Here is a 15,093-nt window from a genome sequence, read left to right on the forward strand (position 1 = left end):
GCTTGATTTGGGATTACGCCAGCTCCGGCTGGGCCACGGCTTTGGGCACGGCGCCGAAGCCGAAGTACTTTTTGGCGTTGCCGTAGCAGATGTTCTGCACGATGAGGCCGAGCAGGGCCATGTCGTCGGGCAGCTCGCCGTTTTCCACGTCGGTGCCCAGCAGGTTGCAGAGCACGCGGCGGAAGTACTCGTGGCGCGGGTACGAGAGGAAGCTGCGCGAGTCGGTGAGCATGCCCACGAACTGGCTCAGCAGCCCCATGTTGGACAGCGCGTTGATCTGCTTTTCCATGCCGTCCTTCTGATCCAGGAACCACCAGCCGGAGCCAAACTGCACCTTGCCCGCCACCGAGCCGTCGTTGAAGTTGCCGACCATGGTGGCCATCAGCTCATTGTCGCCGGGATTGAGGTTGTAGAGGATGGTCTTGGCCAGCTTATTCTCGCCGTCGAGGCGGTCGAGGAAGGTGGACAGGCGCCGTCCCTGGGCGAAGTCGCCGATGGAGTCCCAGCCGGTGTCGGGGCCCAGCTCGCGCAGCATGCGGGAGTTGTTGTTGCGCAACGCCCCGAGGTGAAACTGCTGGGTCCAGCCGCGGGCGTGGTCCATGCGGGCCAGGTCGAGCAGGATGCTGGACTTGAAGGCTTCCGAATCGGCCTGGTTCAGGGCTTTGCCCCCGCGTACTTTCAAAAAGGCGGCGGCCACCTGCTCGGGCGTAAACTCGGCGGCGTACAGGCGCTCCAAACCGTGGTCCGACAGGCGGCTGCCCAGCTCGTGGAAGAAGTCGTGGCGGCTTTGCAGGGCCGCGAGCAGGTCGTCGTAGGTCTGAATGTCGAGGCCGGCGGCGGCGGCCAGCTTGTCGAGGTAGGCGTTGTAGGCGGCCACGTCTTCCACGGCCATGGCCTTGTCGGGCCGGAACGTAGGCAGCACCCGCACGCCGAACGGGTCGGCGGCAATGGCTTGGTGGTGTTCGAGCGAATCAGCCGGGTCGTCGGTGGTGCAGAGCGTTTCCACGTTCATCTTGCGCAGCAGGTTGCGCACCGAGTACTCGGGCGTGCGCAGCTTGGCCGAGCACTCGTCGTAGATGCGGCGGGCGCTGTCCTTATTGAGCAGTTCGTGCACGTCGAAGTAGCGCTGCAGCTCCAGGTGGGTCCAGTGGTAGAGCGGATTGCGGACCGTGAAGGGCACCGTCTCGGCCCACTTCTCGAACTTCTCCCAGTCGGAGGCGTCGCCGGTGATATAGCGTTCGGGCACGCCGTGGGCCCGCATGGCCCGCCACTTGTAATGGTCGCCGTAGAGCCAGATCTGGGTCAGGTTGTCGAACTGCTTGTCCTGGGCAATCTGGTCGGGCAGCAGGTGGTTGTGGTAGTCGATGATGGGCATCGACTTGGCAAACTCGTGGTAGAGCTGCCGGGCCGTCTCGGTCTGGAGCAGGAAATCTTCGTTCAAAAAGGGCTTTTTCATAGCAGTGGCAATGAAAGCGAGTGAGTGCCGGAGTGGCAAGGTGGGTGGGTAAAGGTATCGGCCCGGGCGGGGTGCGGGAGGCGGGGCGGCGGATTTATTCACGGAAACGTTTCCGGTGGCCGCCCCGCCCCTACAGCGACACGCCGCGTTTCCAGGGAATAAAGTCGGTCTGGCCGTGGCGGACGGCGGCCACCTCTTCCCCGCTGGCGGCGCGGATGACGTAATCCAGAATCCGCTCCCCGGCCTGCTCGATGGTTTCCTCGCCGTCGATGACCGAGCCGGTGTTCAGGTCGATGATGTCGGGCATGCGCTGGGCCAGGGCCGTGTTGCTCGAAATCTTGACCACGGGCGCAATCGGGTTGCCGGTGGGCGTGCCCAGGCCGGTGGTGAAGAGCACGATGTTGGCCCCCGACCCTACTTCGGCCGTGGTCGATTCCACGTCGTTGCCGGGGGTGCAGAGCAGGTTCAGGCCGGGCTTGGTCACCAGCTCGGGGTAGTCGAGCACGGCTACCACGGGCGAGGAACCGCCCTTGCGGGCCGCCCCAGCCGACTTCATGGCGTCGGTAATCAGGCCGTCCCGGATGTTGCCTGGCGAGGGGTTCATGTCGAAGCCCGAGCCGACGGCAATGGCCGAGTCCCCGTAGGCCTTCATCAAGCTGGAAAAACGCTGGGCCGTCTCGGAGTCCACGGAACGGTCAATCAGTTCCTGCTCCACGCCGCAGAGCTCGGGAAACTCGGCCAGAATCACCGAGCCGCCGAGGGCCACGAGCAGGTCCGACACGTGCCCCAGGGCGGGGTTGGCCGAGATGCCCGAGAAGCCGTCGGAGCCGCCGCACTCCAGGCCGATGGTGAGCTTGCTGAGCGGGGCGGGCCGGCGCACGTTCTGGTTGGCCAGCATCAGGCCGGCAAAGGTCTGGCGCAGGGCCGTGCTGACCAAGGCTTCCTCGGTCCCGATTTTCTGCTGCTCCAGGATGTAGAGCGGCTTGTCGAAGTGGGGGCTGCGCTTGTTGATTTCGTCCTGGAGCATGCTCACCTGGGCGTTCTGGCAGCCCAGGCTGAGCACGGTGGCCCCGGCCACGTTGGGGTGAGTGATGTAGCCGGCCAGCAGGCCGCAGAGCGACTGGGCATCCTGGCGGATACCGCCGCAGCCGCCCTCGTGGCTCAGGAAGCGGATGCCGTCCACGTTCGGAAACAGCTTGGGCTTGCTGTGCTGGCCGTTTTCGGCGCTGTGCAGGTCGGTAGCCAGGATTTCCTCCACCGACTTGCCCGCCTGCATGAGCGAAATCAGCTCCTGGGTCTGGGGCTGGTACGACTTGCGGCGGGCGTAGCCCAAGTCATTGACCAAGGCTTCCTCGAGCACCTGGATGTTGCGGTTTTCGCAGAACACCAGCGGAATCACGAGCCAGTAGTTGGCCGTGCCCACGCGGCCGTCGGCGCGGTGGAAGCCCAGGAAGGTGCGCTCCTGCCACTTCTCCACGGGTGGCGGGGTCCAGGCGGCGCGGTGCTGCGTGGTTTCGTAGGAATCGGTGGCGTGCTGCATGTTGGCCGTGGTGAGCAGGCCGCCCACGCCGATGGCGGACTTGGCTTTACCCACGAGCACGCCGTACATGTGCACCTGGTCGCCGGGCTGCAGGGCCTGCAAAGCCAGCTTGTGCTTGGCGGGAATCTTCTCGGTGGTGGTCACCGTCACGCCGTCGTGGGTGACGGGGGTGCCGGCGGGCAAATCCTGCAGGGCCACCAGCACGTTGTCGGCGGGGTGAATCTTGGCTACTAAATGCTTCATTTGGCAAGAACTTTCTTGTTGAGTTGGGCCGCTACCGTGGCAAATACGCCCTGATCGAGCATCTGCGCCAGGTACTCGCTCACGCGCTTGGCAAAGCCGGGCAGCTGGCTCAGGTCGTGGCCCCACAGGCTCTGGTTTTGCAGGGCGGCGGTGGTCAGCTCGGCGGGGTTCAGGCGGGCCCAGAGGTCGGCGAAGTAGGCGGCCTTGTCGTCCTGAATCGGGTAGAGCTGGCCGTGGGCCTCGCCGTACCATGTACCCTCCTGCTCCTGCACGCCCCGCATAAACAGCAGGTAGGCGGCAAAGCCCAGGGCCATGTAGTGCGGCACCACGCCCAGGCGCTTGTAGCTATGCAGCAGCGTGGCCACGTTGCGCATCTGCATCTTCATGGTGTAGTTGAGCGTGATGGACAGCCAGCGGTGCTCCACGTAGGGGTTGCGGAACCGGTCCAGCACCTGCAGGCCGAAGCGCTGCCCGATTTTCTCATCCACGGCGAACGGGATGCCGGGCAGAATATCGGCCAGCATCAGGTTGTGAATGTAGGCGGCCAGCACCTCGTCGTCCATGGCTTCGCGCACGGTGTTGAAGCCGGCCAGGTAGGCCAGCCCGCAGCTGAGCGTGTGGGTGCCGTTGAGCAGGCGCAGCTTCAGCTCCCGGAACTGGTTGATGTCGGGCTGGATGATAACGCCCTTGTCGGCCTGCTCAAAGGCGAGAATGTCCTTCACCCGCGCGTCGCCCTCGATGGCCCACAGGCAGTACGCTTCCGACATGGTCAGCAGTTCGTCTTCGTAGCCGAGCTGCTCGCTCAGGCTGCCGAGCGTGGCCACGTCGGGGCGGCCCGGCACGATGCGGTCCACCAGGGAGTTGCAGCAGGTGTTGGCCGATTCGAGCCAGTCGAGAAACTCCCCGTCGAGGCCGTTGCGGTGGGCCAGCTCGAGCAGAATGCCCTCGAGCTTGGTGCCGTTGTCGGCAATGAGCTCGGTGGGCACGATAATCAGGCCCTTGCTTTTGTCGCCGTTAAAGGCCTGGAAGCGGGCGTAGAGGAAGGCCAGCAGCTTGCCGGGAAACGAGGTCGGGGCCGACTTGCGCAGAATCTCGTCGGGCACGAGCTGGATGCCGACCTCGGTGGTGTTGGAAACAACGACTTGCAGGTCGGGGTTGGCGGCGCACTGGAGCACCTCGGCCCACTGGCTTTTGGCCGACAAGACCCGGCTGATGGCCGAGCAGACCACGTTTTCCTCGATGGTCTGGCCATCTTCCACCCCACGAATACAAAGCGTGTAGAGGTTATCCTGGCGCTCGAAGGCGTCAATGTCGCCGCCGTCGGTGGACTTCACCACCACGATGCGGCCGTTGAAGATGCCCTGGCGGTTGGCTTTGTCGATGAGGTAGTCGGGCAGGCCGCGCAGCAGGACGCCGGTGCCGAACTGCAACACTTTCTCGGGCAGGTTCAGCAGCGCCGCCGACGGCAGTTCCACCGTTGGGGCAGTCAGTGAGGCGCCCAGGTTTTTCGATAACTGACTCATGGTCTTGGTATTTACAATTTGCTGCTACTCTCCCACTGCTGCTTCCACTTCGGATATTCCTTGGTGAGTAGCTTTTCGGGCCAGGTGCTGACGTACACGTAGCCGGCCCGGCGTTCATTCTCGATGTCGGCCAGCGCGGCGTGCGGCTGGGAGTCGCGCCCCACGTAAATCGGCTGGTTGGTGTTCAGGTCGTAGAAACGTGCCCACAAGGTGGAGCCCGGCTGCGGCACAACTATCCTGTCCCGTCCTGTAGGCTGGCTCGAATCGACAATTTCTTTCACGGCCACGTTGGGAATCTTCACGGCCTCAAACCAGGCCACGGCGCTGGTAATGGCTTTCCTCACCTCCGCCGACGGATTCTCGATGCCCATCAGAAACTCCACGATGCCCACCGACTCGGCCCCGCTGAGCGAGGCCAGCTCGAAGGCCCGGGCCTTGGCGGGCAGCAGGGTTTTCTCGTCGTGCTGGGCGCACCACACCGTGAGCGTGCCCCGCTGCACGTACTGGGTTTTAAGAATGCAGCTCACGCCCAGGTCCACCGCTTTCTGCGCCCGCAGCACCAGGGCCGCATCTACCGCGGCCAGGTCGCCCTTGCGCTGGGCCACGTCGCGCAGCACCAGCAAGGCCCGGATCATGGCGTTGTCGTTGTAGGTAATCTGGTGGCGGTACAGGCTCCGGTCGGGGTAATACTGCGGGAAGCCCCCGTTGGCGTACTGCATTCTCAGCAGGTACTCGATGCCCTTTTCGGCGGCGGCTTTGTAGGCCGGGTTACCGGTTGTGGCGTAGGCTTTGGCCAGGTAGCGGATTTCCCGGGTCGTGGCGTCGTTGTCGATGGTGGCATCGGGATGGCCGGCGTCGGCGCGGGTTTGCTTGACCAGCGCGGCGCTCAGGGCGTGGTCGTACTTCACTTTCTCATTGCCCACGGCCTTGGGCCACCCGCCCACGCTGCGCTGATACACCAGCATCCGCTCGGCCACCGAGTCCACGGCCGCCGCGCCGCCGGCTTTGGCCTGGGCCGCGGCTTCGGCCAGCGCAATGGCCGTTACAGGCATGGTGGAGTTGGTGTTTTGCAGATTGGACGGCGGTAATGCTACCGTGGCGGCCTGGCCCGAAACCGGGTACCAGCGGCCCCCGAACGTCCAGTCGGCGGTGATGCGCGAGGCCTTGGGCGCACCCGCGGCCGAAGCCAGGTTGTCCTGGTGCCAGGCGTAGTCGCCGCCCCGGCGGTGGCAGCCGGCGTAGTACACGCGGCGGCCCCAGCGCTTGGCCCCGGGCCCGGAGGTGGCGTAGTAGATGTCGGCATCGGCCATGTTCTGGGCGAAGCGGCAGTTGATCAGATAGAATTGCGCCTCCCGGTGAAAGCGGCCCAGCTTGAAGCCCGGGTCGCCCTCGAAGACGCAGTTTTTGAGCACCGTCTTTTCCTCCTGGCTGCCCGAGCCGTCGTGCCAGATGGCGGCGTTGGGGCTGTGGCAGATGAAGCGGCAGTTTTCGGCGTAGGCCCAGCCGCGAGGGCAGTAGAAATCCACGCCGCCCTCCATGGTGCAGTCCTTGAAGTAGTAGAGGCCGGCGTCCACGTCCCAGGGGCTGACCGTGTCGCCACCCAGGGCGCGCAGCGTGCAGTGCTTCACGGTGAGGCGGGTGGTGCCGGGCATGGTGCGCAGGGCCATCTGGTGGCCGGTCTTGCTGATCAGCTTTTTACCGGTGGCCTCCACGGCGCAGTCGATAGTCACGTCGCCGGCCGCGTCGAAGCCGTAGCTGTTGATGATGGTCAGCTTTTCGAGGGTGATGTCGGGGGCGTTGCGCAGGTTGAGCGTGGCCACGCCCCAGTCGTCGGGGCCGCCGGCGGGGTCGCAGCGCCAGGCGTCGCGGGCCTGGGCGTAGGTCAGAATCACGCCCTTTTCGCTTTGCCCCCGGAAGGTGATGTGGCTCTTGCCGTCGACGAAAACCTTCTCGCGGTAAGTGCCATTTTTGATGAAGACCACCCGTTGCCGGGTGGCCCCATCGGAAAGACTATTGACGGCGGCCTGAATGGTCCGGAATTTCCCCGAACCATCCGCGGCCACCGTCACCTGCTCGGCCTGGAGTGTTAAAATCCCCATTTTCCCAATTCCCAAAACCAGGAGCAGTAGTATCAAAAACCGTTTCATCGGCAGTAGGTATCAAGCAGCGTGAACGGCGGGTCAGGCCAGGAAATCCTCCCGCAGGGGCGTGAAGGCGTCCAGCAGCGTGCCGGCCTCGCGGCAGCGCACCCCGTGCCGCGTATTGCCGGGCACGAGGCAACTGTCGCCGGGGCGCAGGGTGCGCACCTGGCCGGCAATGGTGTACTCGAACACGCCGCGCTCCACGTAGCTGATCTGCTGGTGCGGGTGCTGGTGCTCGGCGCCGATGCTGCCCGCCTCAAACTCCACTTTCACCAGCATCAGCTGCGGGCCGTAGACGAGCACCTTGCGGCGCACGCCGGCGCCGAGGTTTTCCCAGGGCTGGGCAGCATCTTCCAGAAATGGCGGACTCGAGGCGGGCAACATAGCGGGATGAGTTAGTTGCCGTAGCCGAAGTTCTGCTTCACATTCGGGTCGGTATCGAGCGTGCTCTGCGGAATCGGGAGCAGCTCTTTGCCCTTGCCGGCTTCGAAGTCGGCGGCCAGACCCGTACCGCCGGGCTTGGTGTTGGTGATGTAGGCCGCGTTGACCGTGGAGCGCCACGCCACCGCGGTGGTGCCGGTGGGCGTAGCAGCCGGAGCAGGCCGGTAGAACGAGCGGGCCCACTGCACCTGGCCGTTCACGACTCTGAAGTACTGGTTGACGGGCACAGTGTTGTAGGGCGCGGTGCCAGCCTGCATCTTGGCCAGCTCAGCCTTGGTGGCCGCCAGCTGGGTGGCCAGTTGGCCCCAGCGCAGCAGGTCGTACTTGCGGATGCCTTCGCCGCCGAACTCCAGCAGGCGCTCCTTTTTCAGGGCCGTGAAGAAGTTGTCTTTCGACGACAAGTCGAGGCCGGCCGCGGCGCGGGTGGCGTTGCCGGCGTAGGCGCGGGTGCGCACTTCCAGCAGGGCATTCTTGGCGGCCGTGCTCGGGCCGTTGAGCTCGTTTTCAGCCTCGGCAAACATCAGCAGCACGTCGGCAAAGCGGATCAGCGGCCAGTTGTAGCCCAGGTAGTTGCCGGCCCCGTTCTGCAGGGGCACGCGCCAGTCGCGGCGGAACTTGCCGGTGGTGATGGCCACCAGCGTGGTGCCCGCCTGGTTGTTGTTGGTACCGATGGTGTAGGGCGTCAGCGTCACGTCGCGGCGCACGTCAGTCGAGTCGAAGGCGTAGAAGTAGGTGGGCACGGCCACGATGGTACCCTGGGACGAGCCGTAGAGGGGCGAGGCGTTCAGGCGGGGGCCGTCGTAGTAGCCCAGCTTGCTGTCGGCCGTGGCGCTGGCGCCGCCCATGGCCACTTCAAAAATCACCTCGCTGGCGCTTTCGCGGCGCAGCTCGTTGAAGCTCTTGAACAAGTCGTAGAAGCTCGGGTTGAGCGTGTGCTGCTCGCGGTGGCGCATCAGTTCGGCGCACTCCTGCTGGGCAATGCGGTAGTAATTCAGATAGTCGCTGGGCCGCTCGATCTGGCCGGTGGTGGCGTTGGCCGAGTAGCCGCCGCGCTGCAAAGCCAGCCGGGCCCGCAGGGCCTTGATGGCGCCCTTGGTGATCCGCTCATTAGCCGCCCCGATGTTGGTGCGCCACGGCACCAGCTTCTGGGCCTTGCCCAGGTTGGCAATCAGCGTGTCCAGGGTTTGGTTGCGGCTCACCTGGGGCAGCAGGAAGCTGGCCGTGGCCTCGGTGGGCGTCAGCGGCGCGGGCACGTCGCCCCAGTTGCGGATCAGCTCGTAGAGGTACTGGGCGCGCAGGGTGAGGGCCTCGCCGTAGAGGCGGTGCAGAGCGGCCGTGTCGGCGGCGCTGCCGCTGCGGTAGAGGTCCATCTGCGGGATGTTCTTGATGCAGATGTTGGACTTCTCCACGCCCTGGTACAGGTCGTTCCAGGGGTTGATGATTTCGGCGTTGGTCGGGAAGGCCTTGTAGCGCGAGATGCCGCGGTTGCCGGAGTTGGCCGCGCCAGGGGCCCCGATCAGCTCGTCGGTGTCGTAGGGGTAGTACAGGTTGAGGCGGGTGCCGTAGGTCCGGTCGCCGGAGAGCATGTCGTAGGCGGCAATGACGGCCGTGGTGGCCCCGCTGACCGTGCTGAAGAGCTGGTCGGTGGTGTAGTAGGCGTTGGGCTCGACGTCGAGGTAATCCTTGCAGGCGCCCAGGCCGGCCAACAGGCCCAGCGCGGCGGTGCTCAGGGTAAGACGAAATTTATTGCGTTTCATGAGAGTTGGAGTTGAGGCGTTGCCGCCGGTTACAAAATCACCAAGTTGGCTTACAGGCCCAGGTTGATGCCGAACAGGAAGGCGCGGCTGCGGGGGTAAGCGGCGTAGTCGACGCCGGGGGTCAGGCCAGTGGCGCGGCGCGTGTTGGCTTCGGGGTCGTAGCCGGTGTATTTGGTGAAGGTGTAGAGGTTGTTGGTGGTCACGTAGAAGCGCACCTGGTTGAGCTTGGCCCGGCTGATGAGGGCCTTGGGCAGCGAGTAGCCCAGCGTGACGTTGTTGACGCGCAGGAACGAACCGTCCTCAATGGCCCAGGAGTGGGTGAAGAGCTGCCGCGTGGGCTGCCAGATCTTGGCGTTCTGGTTGGCGTCGCGGAAGCCGTCGAGGGTGGTAATGGCGTTGCCGTTGTTGTCGATGGTGCGGTAGCGGTCCGTCATCAGGTCCAGCATGTTGCTGAGCGGGTTGATGGCCGAGGTGAACTCAATCTTGTTGGCGTTGTAGACGTCGTTGCCGTAGACGAAGTTCAGGAACACGCTGGCGTCGAAGCCCTTGTAGGCAAACTGCTGGTTGAAGCCGCCCGTGAACTTGGGGTTGGCGTTACCGATAACGGTCCGGTCGAGGTCGTTCACCACGCCGTCGCCGTTGAGGTCCTTGAGCTTGATGATGCCGGGAGCCACGGGCTGACCCTGCACGCTGGCGTCGGACGGGATGCCGGCCTTGAGCACGCCGGTGCGGGTGGTGGGGTTGTACGACTCGAAGTCGTCAGCCGTGTAGAAGCCGTCGGTGACGTAGCCGTACATCTGGCCGATGGGCTGACCCACGCGGGCCACGAAGTCCTGGGAAATGGCCGTGCTGGCCCAGCCCGAGTATACGCCCGGAATTTCGGGGGCGCCACCGAGGCTCTCGATGCGGCCGCGGTTGAAGGAGGTGTTGAAGTTGGCGCTCCAGGTGAAGTCCGGCGTTTCGAGCACCGTGCCGCTGAGCTGGAGTTCCACGCCGCGGTTCGAGGTCGAGCCGATGTTCTGCAGCTGGGCGGCGTAGCCCGTCACCACCGGAATCGGACGGCTCACGAGCAGGTCGCGGGTCGTGTTGTAGTACACGTCAGCGGTGAACTGCACGCGGTTGCTGAACAACGCCAGGTCCATGCCCACGTTGCGCGACACGGTGGTTTCCCACTTCAGGTCGGGGTTTTCGAGGAAGGGCACCGCAGCACCGCCCACGCGGATGTGGTTGAGCCAGTACTCGCCGCCCCCGCCCGAGAACAGGCGCAGGTAGGAGAAGTCGTTGATGCGGTTGTTGCCGGCCAGACCGAAGCTCAGGCGCAGCTTCAGGTCAGAAATGGCCGTAATCGGCTTCAGGAAGTCTTCCTGCGACACGCGCCAGGCCAGGGAGGCGGCGGGGAAGTACCCCACGCGCTTACCCACGGCGTACTTCGACGAGCCGTCGGCGCGGAAGGTGGCCGTCAGCAGGTACTTGTCGGCGAAGGTGTAGTTGAGGCGGCCAAAGCCCGAGAGCAGGTGGGCCTTGATGGGCTCCCCGGTGGTAGGCAGAATCGGCTGGGCCACGGTGCCGGCGGGCAGTACGCCCTGGTTGATGTTGGCCAGCGCCTGCTTGGCGGTGATGTCCAGGGGCAGGAAGTTGGTCTGGATGTACTGGGTGTTGCTCTGCTGCTCGTAGATTTCCTGACCCACGAGGGCGTCAACGACGTGCTTGCCCTTCTCGAAGGAGTAGCTCAGCACGTTTGAGTTGTTGATGGTCGTCAGCACGCCCGTGCTCACCGAGGCAAACGGCAGGGTGGCGTAGTTGCCGGCCTGCTGGCGGATGGTGGGCGAGTAGCGGCCGTTGAAAGTCTCGAGCTTGGAGTCGGTGATGTCGAAGCCGGCCGTGGAGCGGAACACGAGCTTGGGAATGATGGTCAGCGCAGCGTTGGCGCTGATGTTGGTCGTGCGGCGGCGGTCCAGACGGTACTCGTTGTCGATGGCAATCAGCGGGTTCACCAGGCTCGACTGCTGGAAGAAGTCTTCGTCGAACTGCGTCGGGTCTACGGCGCCGGCCAGGGGCACAGCCAGGGGCTGAAACTGCACGGCGTTGCGCAGGCGCGAGGTCACGGTGGACAGGGCGCTGGAAGTGCCCGAGCCGTTAATCTTTTGGTTGTTGAAGCGGGCATTCAGGCCCAGCGTGAGGCGGCTGCTGGCCTTGGTGTCGAAGCGGAAGTTGATCAGCTTCCGGTCGTAGTCGGAGCCGCGCTGGATGCCTTCTTCCTGGTTGTCGGTCAGGCTCAGCGAGTAGGTGGTGCCCGCGGCGCCGCCGGCTACCGATACGTTGTGGGTCTGCTGGAAAGCGTCGCGGCCAAACACCTGGTCCTGCCAGTCAATGTTCGGGGCGTTGCGGCTGGCGTTGAGCGTGTCGCTGTTGAAGTTCTTAGTGCCGAAGGCGGTTTTGAAGGTGTTGATGCCCCCGGCGGCCGTCCCGATGGACTGGGCGCGCTCGTACTGATAGTTCACGTACTCCTTGGGGTTCATCAGGTCGAGCTTGCGGGCCAGGCGGCGGAAGCCGGCAAAGCCGGTGTACGTCACGGACACCTTGCCCTCGCGGCCCTTCTTGGTGGTGATAATCACAACGCCGTTGGCGCCGCGGGCCCCGTAGATGGCCGTGGCCGAGGCGTCCTTGAGCACGTCAACGGAGGCAATGTCCTGGGGCGAAACAACCGACAGGGCGTTTTCCACCTGAATGCCGTCTACGACGTAGAGCGGCGAGTTGTCCTGGGTGATGGAGCCCCCGCCGCGCACCCGGATCTGCACGTTGGCGTTGCCGGGGGTGCCTTCGGCCGAGGTCAGCTGCACGCCGGCCAGGCGGCCGGTCAGGGCTTCGGCGGCCGAGTTAACGGGCACGTCCTTGATCTGCTGGGAGTTGACCGACGAAACCGAGCCGGTCACGTCCCGGCGCTGCACTTCCTGGTAGCCGATAACTACTACGTCGTCGAGGGTTTTCGTGTCGGGGCTCAGCGCGACGGTTACGTTGTCACTGCTGCCTACTTTCACATCCTTGCCCAGAAAGCCGATGTAGCTGAAGCGCAGCGTCACGTCGGTGGTGCCCGCGGGCAGGCTGATGGCAAATTTGCCGTCGCCGTCGGTCGAGGCGCCGTTGGTCGTGCCGACCACCACCACCGTCACGCCGGGGAGGGCCTCGTCTTTTTCGGTCGAGCGGACGACCCCTTGGATGCGGCGCTGCTGAGCTTGCTGCGCCGAGGCCAGCAAGGTTACGTTCAGCAGCAGCCAAAGTAACAGTAGATGCTTTTTCATGGTGAAAAGGTGACTGTGGGAATTTGTAAAGGGTACTCGTACTCGTATTTCAGCGGGGGAGCCTTCCGGGGGCTGGTGCGGGTCGGGAAAAATCGTTTTTGCTTTTTTCTAAGACCAGTGCCCGGCGGCGGCACCCGAAGGAGCAGTGCAGGGGCCATTTTGGCCTCGAACTCGCTCTTCCGGGTCTTTAAGTTTAGTTTACCGCCTGCTGAATGGGAAGTCGACCGAGGTTTTTATTTGTGCAAACGTTGCCGGGAACGTTACCAATCGGCCCATCAACTTGCTTTAGTATAATTTATACCTATCAAGATTACTATTTCGCCCTAAATCATGCTTTTGGCTGCTCTTCCGCAGACGTTTCCCAGGAATTGAATTTTTCCAAGCAAATCCGCTGCCCATCAGTTGTCGACCGGCTTTTCCCGTAGCTGCTGCCCTCCTACCCCGGCTCAAACGCCGCCTCGGCATCCGAGTGGGGCGGGCGGCAAGCGCAAAAAATACCCGCCTGGGCGGGCGGGTACGGGTGATGACGAGTGGCCGGGCGCCCTCACCGGGCGGTGGGCTCCCACCCTGCTCCCCCGGCGAAGATATTTTTGAGCGTGTACTGCCGGGCCTCCTTGGCCGTGAGCTGCCGCGACCATTTCACCCGGTCTTTGACGCTGGCGCCCGGCCCGGTCGAGTTATACTCGGCGTAAAAAACCGTCCGCTCATTTTCCGGGTTGCGCCAGTTGTCCCAGCCAGCGGGCGTGATGTGGGCGCCCATAACGGTGTTGATAAACACGGTGCGGGCGTGGGGGCGCCAGGGCCGGCCCAGGTACACCTTGGTGGCGGCCGAGTCGGCGGTGAGCTTGCAGTTCAGAAACACGTAGCCGTAGCGCTGGTGCTCGGTGGTGCTGGCCGCCGTGATATAGGAGTTCTTCTTACTGCGCAGCTCGCAGCCCTCAAACACGACCGTGGCCGTGCCGAACAGAAAGTCGGTGGTGCCCTCGATAAAGCAGTTCACGTAGTACTGGCGGCTGTTTTCGACGGCCATGTACAGCGTATCCTGGTGGCCCAGCATGCGGCAGTTGCGGAAAATGGCCCGGTCGCCTTCCACGTGCAAGGCCACGGCCTGCCCTACCGGCCCGGCCGAGTTCTGGAACGTGATATTCTCGGCCGTGAAGTCGGTGGCCTGCACCAGCACGGTGTAGGAAGTGTAGGTTTTGTGCTGGGCCGCGTCGCCGGAATAGTCGCCGTAAGTAATAACGACTCCGTCGCGGCTCTCCCCCACCAGCTTCACCTGGGTTTTGTGCGAGGCCACGACCAGCTTCTCGCGGTAGGTGCCGTTTTTGATGAAAATCGTCACCGGCACCTGCGACAAATCCCGGACGGCATTCACCGCCTCCTGTACCGTGCGGTAGTCGCCGGAGCCGTCGGCGGCCACGGTCATGCGCGTGACCTGGGGCGGGGCGGGCGCAACGGGCGTAGCGGGTTTTGCGGCCGGGGCCGTGGTTTGGGCGGCCAACGGAGCGCTCAGCAGCAGGCCCGCCGCCAGAAGCAGATTCGAAAGGTGCATGGGGTCAGGGCTTATTCTTGGGTGGGATTCCAGTGGCGCAGCACGGCGTCGCGGGTGTAGGCGCGGGCCTGCTCGGCACTGATCTGGTGGCTCCAGCCGACCCGCTGCCGGGGCGCGGCGCCGGGGCCGGTGCTCTGGTATTCGGCGTAGTAGGCGGTTTGCTTGTTGCTTTCCTTGTCCCAGTGGTCCCAGCCCGCGGCCCGGATTTGGGGGCCCAGCTCGCAGTGCAGAAACACGGTTTTGGCAAACGGCCGCCAGGGCCGGCCCAGCACGAAGGAGCCGGCGGGCGCGTCGCCGACGATGCGGCAGCGGTTGAACACGTAGCCGTAGCGGGTGGTGTCGGGTGTGGAAGCGGCCGTGACGTAGCCACCGGTTTTGCAGAAAATGGTACACTGCTCAAACCAGGCCGTGCTGGAGCCGAAGATAAAGTCGACGGTGCCCTCGATGTAACAGTCCTGGTAGTACTGCCGGCTGCCGTAGCCGTAGGTGTAGAGCGTATCCTGAAACCCGAGGAAGCGGCAGCTCTTAAACCGGGCTTTGTCGCCGGCCACCCAGACGGCCACGGCCTGCCCCACCGGCCCGGAGGAGTTCTGAAAGGTGAGGTTTTCGGCCGAGAAGTCGGGCCCATAGATGTAGATGCTGGCCGAGCCCGAGGTGCCTTTGTCCTCGCCGAAGATGTTTTTCTTCTGGTTGTAGTCGTCGTAGGTGAGCACCGTTTTTTCGCGGTCTTCCCCAATGAGGTGAACCAGCTGCTTGGAGCCGGCCAGGATCAGCTTTTCCTTGTAAATGCCCTTTTTGATGAAGATGGTCGTCACCTTCTTGCGGAAGTCGGGCACGGCGTTGAAGGCTTCCTGCACCGTACGATACTGCCCGCTGCCGTCCTGGGCCACCACGAAGTCGTAGCCAAAGGCCCGGCCGGCCAGCAGCAAACTCAGGCTCAGCAGTATCAGCAGGTGCTTCATGGCGTGGTGGGCTGGGCGTCTTTGGCGGTGGGTACGGGCGGCAGGGCGTTCTTGGCCGTGGGCTGCTCCGGGTGCTCCGACAGGCCGGGCAGCTTCTGGGCCATCACCTGGCCAAACACGAGCTGGGCCATCTTGCGGGCCCCCAGCTCGCTGAAATGGGTGTTGTCCTGGCGGCCGTA

Annotated in this window: 9 protein-coding genes and 1 pseudogene; all 10 read right to left on the reverse strand. The window is 64.2% G+C overall.

Features of this window, described 5'->3' with window-relative positions; translation table 11 throughout:
- Positions 1 to 13: 13 nt before the first annotated feature.
- On the reverse strand, positions 14 to 1,456 hold the full coding sequence (gene uxaC, locus EWM57_RS17570; protein WP_129922460.1) for a glucuronate isomerase: 1,443 nt from the start codon (positions 1,454 to 1,456) through the stop codon (positions 14 to 16).
- 130 nt (positions 1,457 to 1,586) lie between these two features.
- Complete coding sequence (locus tag EWM57_RS17575) at positions 1,587 to 3,239, reverse strand: UxaA family hydrolase (RefSeq protein WP_129922461.1); 1,653 nt, start codon at positions 3,237 to 3,239, stop codon at positions 1,587 to 1,589.
- Positions 3,236 to 4,762 carry a tagaturonate reductase gene (locus tag EWM57_RS17580; RefSeq protein ID WP_129922462.1) on the reverse strand — a complete coding sequence of 509 codons (1,527 nt, stop codon included), beginning with the start codon at positions 4,760 to 4,762 and terminating at the stop codon, positions 3,236 to 3,238. The genes EWM57_RS17575 and EWM57_RS17580 overlap by 4 nt, the downstream gene beginning before the upstream one ends.
- Positions 4,763 to 4,773: 11 nt before the next feature.
- Entirely contained in the window at positions 4,774 to 6,861 is a 2,088-nt protein-coding gene (gene pelA, locus EWM57_RS21665; RefSeq protein ID WP_242510126.1) for a pectate lyase, read from the reverse strand.
- 81 nt (positions 6,862 to 6,942) lie between these two features.
- Positions 6,943 to 7,287: a cupin domain-containing protein gene (locus EWM57_RS17595; protein WP_129922463.1), complete on the reverse strand. Its 345-nt coding sequence runs from the start codon at positions 7,285 to 7,287 to the stop codon at positions 6,943 to 6,945.
- An 11-nt stretch (positions 7,288 to 7,298) separates the two neighbouring features.
- A complete protein-coding gene (locus EWM57_RS17600) occupies positions 7,299 to 9,101 on the reverse strand; it encodes a RagB/SusD family nutrient uptake outer membrane protein (RefSeq protein ID WP_129922464.1) in 1,803 nt (600 codons plus the stop codon).
- Positions 9,102 to 9,151: 50 nt separating this feature from the next.
- Positions 9,152 to 12,400 carry a SusC/RagA family TonB-linked outer membrane protein gene (locus tag EWM57_RS17605; RefSeq protein WP_129922466.1) on the reverse strand — a complete coding sequence of 1,083 codons (3,249 nt, stop codon included), beginning with the start codon at positions 12,398 to 12,400 and terminating at the stop codon, positions 9,152 to 9,154.
- Positions 12,401 to 12,944: 544 nt separating this feature from the next.
- Positions 12,945 to 13,952 (reverse strand): pectinesterase family protein, encoded by a 1,008-nt coding sequence (locus EWM57_RS17610; RefSeq protein WP_242510127.1) that lies wholly within the window; start codon positions 13,950 to 13,952, stop codon positions 12,945 to 12,947.
- Positions 13,953 to 13,963: 11 nt separating this feature from the next.
- Positions 13,964 to 14,914 (reverse strand): pectinesterase family protein, encoded by a 951-nt coding sequence (locus tag EWM57_RS17615; protein WP_129922468.1) that lies wholly within the window; start codon positions 14,912 to 14,914, stop codon positions 13,964 to 13,966.
- Positions 14,911 to 15,093 (reverse strand): annotated as a pseudogene (locus EWM57_RS21230) (hypothetical protein); the annotation flags it as partial. The gene EWM57_RS17615 and the pseudogene EWM57_RS21230, both read right to left, overlap by 4 nt.

The sequence above is a fragment of the Hymenobacter persicinus genome (assembly GCF_004167665.1).
GTDB lineage: Bacteria > Bacteroidota > Bacteroidia > Cytophagales > Hymenobacteraceae > Hymenobacter > Hymenobacter persicinus.